9 protein-coding genes are annotated in these 9,444 nt (G+C 64.6%); 4 read left to right on the top strand and 5 right to left on the bottom strand.

The genetic code is table 11. The features are described 5' to 3' along the window. On the top strand, nucleotides 1–1,137 hold a 1,137-nt coding region (locus tag L0G76_RS11355; RefSeq protein WP_304357329.1), incomplete at its 5' end, for a metal-dependent hydrolase family protein. 50 nt (nucleotides 1,138–1,187) lie between these two features. After that, nucleotides 1,188–2,378 (top strand): M20 metallopeptidase family protein, encoded by a 1,191-nt coding sequence (locus L0G76_RS11360; RefSeq protein WP_304357330.1) that lies wholly within the window; start codon nucleotides 1,188–1,190, stop codon nucleotides 2,376–2,378. A gap of 31 nt (nucleotides 2,379–2,409) precedes the next feature. Here the strand turns inward: L0G76_RS11360 and L0G76_RS11365 are convergent, their stop codons facing one another. Beyond that, a complete protein-coding gene (locus L0G76_RS11365; RefSeq protein ID WP_304357331.1) occupies nucleotides 2,410–3,147 on the bottom strand; it encodes an MgtC/SapB family protein in 738 nt (245 codons plus the stop codon). A gap of 87 nt (nucleotides 3,148–3,234) precedes the next feature. Here L0G76_RS11365 and L0G76_RS11370 point away from each other — a divergent pair, with 87 nt between their 5' ends. Beyond that, entirely contained in the window at nucleotides 3,235–3,414 is a 180-nt protein-coding gene (locus tag L0G76_RS11370) for a hypothetical protein (protein ID WP_304357332.1), read from the top strand. A gap of 98 nt (nucleotides 3,415–3,512) precedes the next feature. Here L0G76_RS11370 and L0G76_RS11375 read toward each other — a convergent pair whose 3' ends face one another. After that, nucleotides 3,513–6,020 carry an ABC transporter permease gene (locus L0G76_RS11375; RefSeq protein WP_304357333.1) on the bottom strand — a complete coding sequence of 836 codons (2,508 nt, stop codon included), beginning with the start codon at nucleotides 6,018–6,020 and terminating at the stop codon, nucleotides 3,513–3,515. Nucleotides 6,021–6,173: 153 nt separating this feature from the next. Here L0G76_RS11375 and L0G76_RS11380 point away from each other — a divergent pair, with 153 nt between their 5' ends. Next, nucleotides 6,174–6,830: a TetR/AcrR family transcriptional regulator gene (locus tag L0G76_RS11380; protein WP_304357334.1), complete on the top strand. Its 657-nt coding sequence runs from the start codon at nucleotides 6,174–6,176 to the stop codon at nucleotides 6,828–6,830. Nucleotides 6,831–6,870: 40 nt separating this feature from the next. Here the strand turns inward: L0G76_RS11380 and L0G76_RS11385 are convergent, their stop codons facing one another. From L0G76_RS11385 to L0G76_RS11395, 3 genes are all read right to left on the bottom strand, one after another. Then, nucleotides 6,871–7,620, bottom strand: coding sequence for a DsbA family oxidoreductase (locus L0G76_RS11385; RefSeq protein WP_304357335.1), 750 nt, complete (start codon nucleotides 7,618–7,620; stop codon nucleotides 6,871–6,873). A 60-nt stretch (nucleotides 7,621–7,680) separates the two neighbouring features. Then, complete coding sequence (locus L0G76_RS11390; RefSeq protein WP_304357336.1) at nucleotides 7,681–8,802, bottom strand: Rv2578c family radical SAM protein; 1,122 nt, start codon at nucleotides 8,800–8,802, stop codon at nucleotides 7,681–7,683. 107 nt (nucleotides 8,803–8,909) lie between these two features. After that, a partial coding sequence (locus L0G76_RS11395; protein WP_369696181.1) for a flavin reductase family protein occupies nucleotides 8,910–9,444 on the bottom strand: 535 nt, incomplete at its 5' end.

The following is a 9,444-nucleotide window of genomic DNA, read 5'->3' on the forward strand; positions in this document are numbered from 1 at the left end:
GATTCGGGTGGCGAGGGCCCATGTGTCGTCGACCTTGCGGGGAAGACGATCATGCCCGGCTTCATCGACTCCCACGTGCACCTCGGCCTCTCGGTCGAGAACCAGGCCGAAAACCTCGCCCGCTTCGCTTCGGAGCGGATCGTGCGCAGCGCGGCCAACGCGCGGAAGACGCTCATGGCAGGTGTCACCACCGTCCGCGACCTCGGCGGCACCGACCGCGGCGTGCGCGACAGTATCCAACAGGGACTGATCCTCGGACCGAGGGTCCACCTGGCCATCACCCCACTGTCGCCGACCGGTGGGCACACCGACTTCACGATGCCCAACGGCCTGCCCACCATGCCTGCCATGCCCGTCGACCCGATCATCGACACCGATGACGATGTGCGCCGGACCATCCGCACACTCGTGCGCTCCGGCGCCGACGTGATCAAGGTCTGCACCACCGGCGGCGTCTCAAGCCCCTCGGACACCCCCGATGACATCGGTGTCCCCGAGGAGCATGTGCGCCTCATCGTCGAAGAGACCGGCAAACGAGCAGGTCAGCCCGTTGCCGCCCACGCTCAAGGAGCCGAAGGCATCAAGGCGGCCATCCGCGGCGGCGTTCGCTCCGTCGAACACGGATACGGAATCGACGACGAAGGCATCGACCTCATGCTCGAGAACGGAACCTTCCTCGTTCCGACGCTGAGCAGCGCGCTGCGCGTCCCAGACCCGAAGAACGTTCCCGGGTACCTGTATGAGAAGAAGGTCAAGTGGTCCGCGATCGCACGCGAACGCGTGGCCGTGGCCATGGCCGCCGGAGTGAAGGTCGCACTCGGAACCGACGCGGGCGTATGCCCACACGGGCTCAACCTGCGCGAGGAGATGCACGCCGTCGAACTCGGCATGTCACCGATGCAGGCGATCGTGGCGGGAACGAAGAACGCGGCCGACCTGCTGCTCCTGTCCACCGACCTCGGCACCCTCGAAATGGACAAGCTCGCCGACCTCGTGATCGTCGACTTCGACCCGCTGGCCGATATCACCTCGTTGGCAGACCCCGATAACGTCAAGGCAGTCGTCCAGGGCGGGGCACTGGTCAAGGACTCCGCGAGCTGGTTTCCGAACCCGCCGGTGCGTTCAGCACTCGGATGACAACCGGTCCACAGCCGAATCGCTCCACACGCCAACAGAGAGGAACCCACATGAACCACGAATTCACCACCGAGGCACAGGCACTCGCCACAGAACTCTCCGAGCTGCGCCGGGAACTCCACCGCAATCCGGAACTCGGCCTCGAGCTCCCGATCACCCAGAAACTGGCCCTCGACGCACTCGAAGACCTGCCGCTGGAGATCACCACAGGGAAGAACCTCAGCTCGATCGTCGCCGTGCTCCGCGGCGGGAAGCCCGGTCCAACGGTGCTGCTGCGCGGAGACATGGATGCCCTTCCTGTTGCCGAGGAGACCGACCTCGACTTCGCTTCGACCAATGGGCGCATGCACGCCTGCGGACACGATCTGCACGTGGCCGGACTCGTCGGAGCCGCGAAGCTGCTGAGTGCTCACCAGGAGGAACTGGCAGGCACCGTCGCCTTCATGTTCCAGCCCGGCGAGGAAGGGCAGGGCGGTGCCAAGGACATGATCGATGAAGGCATGTTCGACGCCATCGGCTCGACTCCGGATGCCGCCTACGGCATCCACGTCGCCCCGGGGACGCCCGGAACCTTCACCACGAAGCCCGGCCCCCTGATGGCCGGGGCCAACACCATCCACGTCACATTCCACGGACGCGGCGGTCACAGCTCACAGCCGCACACCAGCATCGATCCGGTCCGGCCCACCCTCGAGTTCGGTCAGGCGCTCTACGCGATGGTCACCAGCACGTTCAGCGTCTTCGACCCGGTCGTCGCTCAAGTCACGCAGCTGCAGGCCGGCGACGCCGTCAACGTCATCCCACCCTCGGCGACGATCGGTGCCTCGGTGCGGACGCTGTCAGCAGAGTCGACGAAGAAGTTCGCCGAGGTGGCCCCACGTCTGGCCGAATCGATCGCTGCCGCTCACGGATGCACTGCCGAGGTGGTGTGGACCGAACAGTATCCCGTCACCGTCAACAATGACGTCGAAGCTGCATTCGTGGCAGACTCGATGACCGAGACCTTCGGCGAGGACCGGTACGCCGAAGCCCCGACCCCTCTCATGGGGTCCGAGGACTTCTCCTTCGTGCTCAACGAGGTTCCGGGTGCGTTTCTGTTCTTCCTCGTGTCTCCGCAGGGCATCGACCCGGAGACCGCGGCCTGGAACCATTCGCCGCAGGTGCTCTTCGACGACGCGCATCTGCCGGACCAGGCAGCCGCACTCGCCACCCTCGCGTGGAAGCGCTCGCTGCGAGGCTGAATGGCAGGTGCGGGCTGGGGTGATCGGTGAGTCAGACGGAGTCGCCGTCGTCGTCGACCGAATGGACCCGGTCCTCGCGCATGCTCACCTTGTCCACACCGGCCAGCTCCATCAGCGCCGGGGGGAGCATGTGTAAGGGCGGTTTCCCCTCGAACTTCACGTCGATCTGGACCATGGGCACTCCGTCTTCGGACTCGAAGCGCTTGGAGTCGACGATCGTGTTCGAATACCCCATATTGCCGGCCACAGCGAGGATGTCGCGGAGGACCCCGGCGCCGTCCTTGTACGCGATGCGCAGCAGTTTGCGGTGATCGCTGTCGGGGATCCGGCGAATCAGGGGAGCGATGACGAACAGCGTGAGCAGATGCAGCGCGGTGAGCATCGCTGCCAAGGACAGCATTCCCGCTCCGCAGGCCATGCCCACGGCAGCTGTCACCCACACGGTGGCGGCGGTCGTGAGTCCGCGCACCATGTTCCGGCCCTTGAAGATCACGCCGGCACCCAGGAAGCCGACGCCCGAGACGATCTGCGCGGCGATCCTCGACGGGTCCAGACGGGCGTCGTCGCCGAGCACGCCGGCGAACCCGTATGCGGAGACCAGCGTGAACGCACATGTGCCGATGCCCACCAGCACGTGGGTGCGATAGCCGGCGCTCTTCTGCCGGAACTGCCGCTCGAACCCGATCAGTGAGCACAGGACGAAGCTGGCCAGGAGCAGTTCGGCCTCGATGAGGCCGGTCGGACCGAAGAAATCGATGTGTGAACCCATATTTATCCGACTGTAGACCCTCAAACACCTGAGCTCTTGGGAGCCGGTCAGAATTCAAGAAGCAGCATCGACCTGCGGACTCCTCAGATGGGCAACCGCAGTCACTCAGGGCGCGACGAGGAGCAGGCAATCACCCTGGCCGTCCAAAGTCGACGTGCGGTGGCGAAGAACGCCGGAGTCGACCACGAAGGCTCAGGCTCTCATCGCATGACGATCGTGAGCACCCTCGGGGAATTCGTCGACCCCGACGGCTTCACCCGGCAATGAGACCGGAACCGAAGATGTCAATCGACAGGCCATCGCCGAGGCGGTTGTTCACCTCGGCGATGGCCTGACTGCGGCAGGGAGCAGATGCAGGCAACCGGTCACACGGTGGAGGGGATCCACTCCCGACGGTCCGTTGCTTCTGAGGCCATGGGAGCCGAACCCTCGTCATCGGGATACTCATCGGCAACCCCTGCGAACCGATTGCCCAGTCCGTCGCCCGCGGTGGGCGCGACCCTGTACTCGGCCGGCTCGGCCCTGTCCCCGGCTGGTGTGAGCGTGTAGTTGTCGGGCTCGTCGTCGACGATCGTCGACTGCACGGTCTGGGCAGGCTGTGAGGCTTCGAGGGCCTTCGCCTGCTTCCGAGCCTGCTTTTTCCTCTCTCGCTCCCGCTCGAGGTGCAGATTGCCGAAGTCGTGCTCCGTCCTCGGCGGTTTGATGCTGTCGATGAGGAACACGAGCGCCAGTGACACGAGACCCCAGAGCCCGAGGACCTGGAGGTGCTCGGTGGCGACATCGCCGTCGAAGTAGACGATCGAGCGAATCGTCTCCACAGCCGCCGGCATCGGCAGGAAGTCATGCAGGGTGGAGAAGAACGTCGGAGTCATGTACTCGGAGATCGAGCCGTTCGAGGCAGGCATGCCGGCGAACATGAGTGTGCCGATGACCGGAATGATCGCGAACATGCCGATGAGTCGTTCGAAGACCATGGCGAACATCGCGATGCAGAAGATCGCGAGAGATCCTGCTCCCCAGAGTTGGGCGAAGTGTCCGTCGACGGCACCGGTGATCGGACCCGCGATGAGTGCGACGACGAGGGACATGAACGGTGCGTAGACCGCGGTCAGCGGCACCATCCGCTTCAGTGGACGGCTCCAGGGATTGGCGTTTGCAGCCACCACGACGACCATGAAGCCGGCGAGGATCCAGCCCATCGCCACATACATGACGACCACACCGTTCTTGTCTCGATCGGGAAGCGGCGCGACGTTGTCGACCTTGAGCTCCATGTCCTGGGCCGAGGCGACCTGGTCGAAGATCTGGTTGACTACGCGGTAGGCGCTGTTGTTTCCGGCCTCATTGGCAATCAGCCCGAACTCGGGGCTCTTCTCCGACGGCAGGACGAGGGCGGCGACCTCCTCGCGGTCCTCGACGAGGGCGCGAGCCTCGTCCTCATCGGACGTGGCGGTGAAGTCGAACATGTTCTCGCCCATGTTCTTCTCGAGGTCGGCGATCGTGTCCTTCGCCTGCTCGGTCGAGGAGCCGACCACTGTCACCGGCATGTCCTTGGGTGTAGGTGAGCCCATCGCGCCGAGCATGAACGAGATCATCATCGTGACCATCGCCAGTGGGAAGACCACGAGCGAGATGTAGCGCAGCACCTTCGAATCGGGACGCCTGCCTCCGTGCAGCGACGGCATGTTGACCGACAGCGGTTCCGGATCGGGATTGCGCCTGTGTGAGATGTAGTCGTAGGCCTTGGTGAGCAGCAGTCCGACGACGGCACCGATGGCCAGCACCAGGAGGTAACCGGTCACGCCGCTGCCGTTGAAGTAGAGCACCGAGCGCAGGGATTCGCCGATAGCGGGCATGGGGAGGAAATCGTGGGTGAATCGGAAGAACGGTGGCATGGTGTAGACGGGCATCGCCATGTTCGACGAGGGCATGCCGAGGACCATGAGGAGCAGGATGCCCAGGAGTACGCCCAAGGCGCCGACGACCCGGGTGATGAACAGCTGCATGCAGGAGATCGCGAAGACTCCCAACCAGGCGATGCCGAGGATGGCGACCGTGTCCTTGACGTCGACGACGTCGAGAATCGGACAGGTGACGGTCCAGACCAGGCCGGCGATGACCGCGGCCCAGGCGCCGAGGATCGGCACGATGCGTTTGAACTTCAGCAGTTCGGGCGAGTTCGACCGCAGCACGCTGAAGGGCAGATAGCCGGCCATGACGATGGACGTCATGAGGAACATCGCGCCCAATCCGGTGGGATCGTTGTCCGGCAGTGGGGCCAGGTCCTGAGTCGAGACCTCGAGGCCTTCGTCCTGCAGCGCCGGCATGACGAGTCCGGTGACCGTCGTGGCCTGTTGGGCGCCGGCTCCGCCCGCCGTGTAGAGGGTGGCGTTATCGCCCTTGACGACGACTGCCGCCGACGCGTCCCGCTCGTAGACCATCTCACGAGCGGTGTGTGCGTCAGCGACGGTTTCGACATCGAGGGCATCGGGTTCGGAGCCATCGAGTGCGAACTTCATGTCCGCAGCCTTCGAATCCGACCCTGCCACCACGACGGGCATGTCGTTGGCGGTGGGGGAGTGCATGGTGCCGAGGTAGCCGGTGATCATCATGCCGACGAAGAGGAGCGGCATGATGAAGATCGCGGCCGTCCGACCGATCATCTCCGCCTTGGCGCGCTTGGCCGCGGCGGCAGCGTTCGTGTCGGCATTGTCGGTCTCGGGGGAGGCGGTGGCGTCGGACGCGCCAGGGGAGGCACCCGGTTCTATCGGTTGTTCTGATTCACGCGCTTCGCGGCGTGTCTGTGGTGGGTCGGCGGCCACGGTCGTCCTCCTGGTCGATTCGGAAGTCGAGTGATCGCCTTCGACCACCATGTACTTGGATAGTTTAAGACACGTGACTTATAATTGTGAAATCGACGGTTGTTTGTCAGGGTGATGGCAGGACTCGCCGAGGCGGTTGGAGCGCTGGTATCGCGACAGTCCGTCAGCGTCTGCAGCGTTGACGAGAATGAGAGAAAAGGGATCATGGGAACCCAGAGTGACCGAGCCCGTGAGGTGCTGCTCAATTCCGCGGAGGAGCTCTTCGCCGTCCACGGCATCGACGCGGTGTCGAACCGCCGCATCGTCGACCATGCCGGGGCAGCGAACCACTCCGCGATCTCGTATCACTTCGGGGGGCGGGAGGGCCTGCTGCGGGCGCTCGTCAAACGTCACGTCGCCGAGGTGGCCCTCCGCAGGGAACTTTACGTCGATGATCTGGGCGAGGCACCGAGCATCCATGAACTGGTCCGCTGCAGAATGGGTCCGCTCTTCGCCGTATTGGCCGACCTGCCGCGGCCGAGTTGGCGTGCGCAGTTCCTTTCGCAGGTGGCCATCGTGCCCTCGGCAGTCGAGATCATGAAGTCCGTGATGGACGAGTCCGCTCTGCCTGACGGTTTGAGGTTCACCCACGGAGCGATCGACGGCATTCCCGAAGGTGTCCTGCGTGGTAGGGCGTATCTGCTGGCTCACATGGTCACCAGCGCGTGTTCGGACCAGGAAGTGAAGATGAATGAAGGGACTCACAACGGCGACTGGGAGCAGGTGGGCCGGTTCCTCATCGATGCGGCAGCCGGAATGATCGCCGGACCTGTCACGTCACCGGACGGGGTCATCCGCTATCCGTCGATGCCCTACCTGTGACCGGTGCCTGAGCTCTGACCGGTGCCGTTGCAGGGCCGAGTCAGTCGCAGCCCTCGGGGCCGCACACGGCGCCGTCGCGGAAGGTCTCGTCTCCACCCTTGCCTGAGGCAGGGCTGTCCGCACCCGATCCTGCGCCGCCGAGCACCGTGAGCTTCTGGCTTTCGCTCCACGCGGTCTCGAGGGCCTTGGTGAAGGCTTCGGGTGGCTGGGCACCGGAGATTGCGTACCTGCGGTCGATGACGAAGAACGGGACTCCATTGGCGCCCAGGGATTGGGCCTCGGTGATGTCGGACTCGACCTCGGTGGTGTACTCGTCGGTGGACAGGACACGGCGGGCTTCGTCGGCGTCGATGCCGACTGTCTGGGCCACCTCGGCGAGGTATTCGAGGTCTCCGATGTTGCGGCCCTTCTCGAAATGGCCGGACAGGAGCTCTTCCTTGGCCTGACTCATGACACCGTGCGTATTGGCCAGGTGGAGGAGGCGATGGGCCGTGAAGCTGTTGGCGACGACGATGGAGTCGAAGTCGTAGTCAAGGCCCTCACCGGCGGCCTGCTGCGTGACGTGGTCGAACATCTGTCGAACCTGCTCGACCGGCATTCCCTTGGCCTGGCTGAGGTACTCGGTCTCTGTGCCCGCGTAGTGATCGGGCAGACTCGGGTCGAGCTGATAGCTGCGCCATTCGACCTCGATGTCGTCCTTATGTGCGAAGCCGTCCAAGGCGGTCTCAAAGCGACGTTTTCCGATATAGCACCAGGGGCAGGCGATGTCCGACCAGATTTCAATCCTCATGTCAGGTCGAACCCTGGGCCGGTGCGGGTTATTCCCCTGCTGAGCACCGGTGCGGTCGAATCAGAACAGTGCTTCCTGGGCTGGGGGAGTCAGACTTGCGGCTTGAGCTGCGGTCGAAGACGCGGCACCGAGCCGAGTCCGATCTGCGCGCTTGGTCATCGGGTAGTCATCGTCGGCAGCCCCGCGCAGATCGTATGCGTCGATGAGCGGATTGATGCGCCGGCTCAGCCAGGTCCGGTACTCCTTCGATGCATAGGACGATTGCGCATACATGCGGCGGTAGCGGGGGAGCAGCTCGGGATGCTCACGCTCGAGCCAGGCGAAGAACCATTCGCGTGCCCCAGGCCGCAGGTGCAGCGCCCCGTAGACGACTCTGCTCGCTCCGGCTTCCCTGATGGCGCGCAGTGCTGTGTCGAGGTGATCCATGGAGTCGGTGAGCTTCGGCATCACCGGCATGAGGAAGACCGTGACCTTGAAGCCGAGGTTCGCAGCCGCCCGCACCGTGGCCAGGCGCGCCGTCGTCGTAGGCGTGCCCGGTTCGATCGTCTGCTGCAGGGCATCATCGTAGACGGCGATCGACATGCTGATCTCTACGTCGACGTCCTCTTTGGCGCGGGCCAGCAGCGGCAGATCGCGGCGCAGCAACGTGCCCTTCGTCAGGACCGACATCGGCGTTCCGTGCTCGGCCAGGGCGGTGATGATGCCGGGCATGAGTGCATAGCGGCCTTCGGCGCGCTGGTAGGGGTCCGTATTCGTGCCCAATGCGACCAGCTCACGTGACCACTTCGGTTTGGCCACCTCGGCGGCCAGCACCTCGGGAGTGTTGACCTTGACGATGACCTGCCGGTCGAAATCCTGACCGGAATCGAGGTCGAGATAGCGGTGGGTGTTGCGAGCGAAACAGTACACGCAGGCGTGAGAGCACCCTCGGTAGGGATTGATCGTCCAGGTGAATGGCATCGAACTGGCCGCGGGTACTTTGTTCAGCGCCGACTTCGCCAGAACTTCGTGGAAGGTGACGCCGGCGAACTCCGGTGTTCGAACACTGCGCACCAGACCTGTGACGCCGAAGAGCTCGGCAGGCGGGGCGTCGGTGCCTGCGGCCACTGTGCCCGATGCCGCCGTGCCTGCTGCCGCCGTGCCTGCTGCCGGGTCAAGAGCGCTCTGCTGATTCCACCTCATGCCTACATTCGAACACGTGTTCTAGTCGGCGTCAAGGGTGGGTCGGGTGATGTCATAGGCGGCTGTCGAGCGGAAGTGGGGCTGCTTTCCTGATGGAAGCTGGGTGGTCAGGAGACTGTCATGCCTTTGAACTCGCTGCGGTGGAAAACGAGGGCGTCGGTGTCTGCTCCGGTGGCCACTCCGCTGTCGGTATCGAGGATCTCCAGCAGGGCAACGGTGTGGTCGCCGGCCTCGACCTCGTTGTAGAGGCGGGTCCACAGATAGGCGGGGCCACCTGGGATGGTCAGCGCGCCATCGGCGGTGATCTCGGGGTCGACCCCGGCGAAGCGCGAGGCGCGGTCCTTCGACGCCAGCTGTCTGGCCAACTGTGACTGATGCGCGCCGAGGAGGGAGACCCCCAGGGCTGGTGCAGTGCGCAGGAGCGGCCACGTGCTCGAGCTGGCCTGCACCGCAACACTGATCAGCGGCGGGTCGAGTGAGACTCCCGCGGTCACCGTCGAAGCGACGAGTCCGAGGGGAGTCCCGCCGACCTCGGCGCCGATGAGCGCGACTCCCTGCGGGAAGTGCGAGAAGGTCTCGCGCAGAGCATCCGGTGACACGGCTGCGGCTCGTGCGATCGTCGTCATGAACTTGCCTCCGGTG

It is taken from the genome of Brevibacterium picturae (assembly GCF_030453725.1).
Classification (GTDB): domain Bacteria; phylum Actinomycetota; class Actinomycetes; order Actinomycetales; family Brevibacteriaceae; genus Brevibacterium; species Brevibacterium sandarakinum_A.

Coding starts and splice junctions, on each gene's coding strand:
- L0G76_RS11360 (WP_304357330.1), top strand. CDS start 1,188: ATGAACCACGAATTCACCACCGAGGCACAGGCACTCGCCACAGAACTC.
- L0G76_RS11365 (WP_304357331.1), bottom strand. CDS start 3,147: ATGGGTTCACACATCGATTTCTTCGGTCCGACCGGCCTCATCGAGGCC.
- L0G76_RS11385 (WP_304357335.1), bottom strand. CDS start 7,620: ATGAGGATTGAAATCTGGTCGGACATCGCCTGCCCCTGGTGCTATATC.
- L0G76_RS11375 (WP_304357333.1), bottom strand. CDS start 6,020: ATGGTGGTCGAAGGCGATCACTCGACTTCCGAATCGACCAGGAGGACG.
- L0G76_RS11390 (WP_304357336.1), bottom strand. CDS start 8,802: ATGAGGTGGAATCAGCAGAGCGCTCTTGACCCGGCAGCAGGCACGGCG.
- L0G76_RS11380 (WP_304357334.1), top strand. CDS start 6,174: ATGGGAACCCAGAGTGACCGAGCCCGTGAGGTGCTGCTCAATTCCGCG.
- L0G76_RS11370 (WP_304357332.1), top strand. CDS start 3,235: ATGGGCAACCGCAGTCACTCAGGGCGCGACGAGGAGCAGGCAATCACC.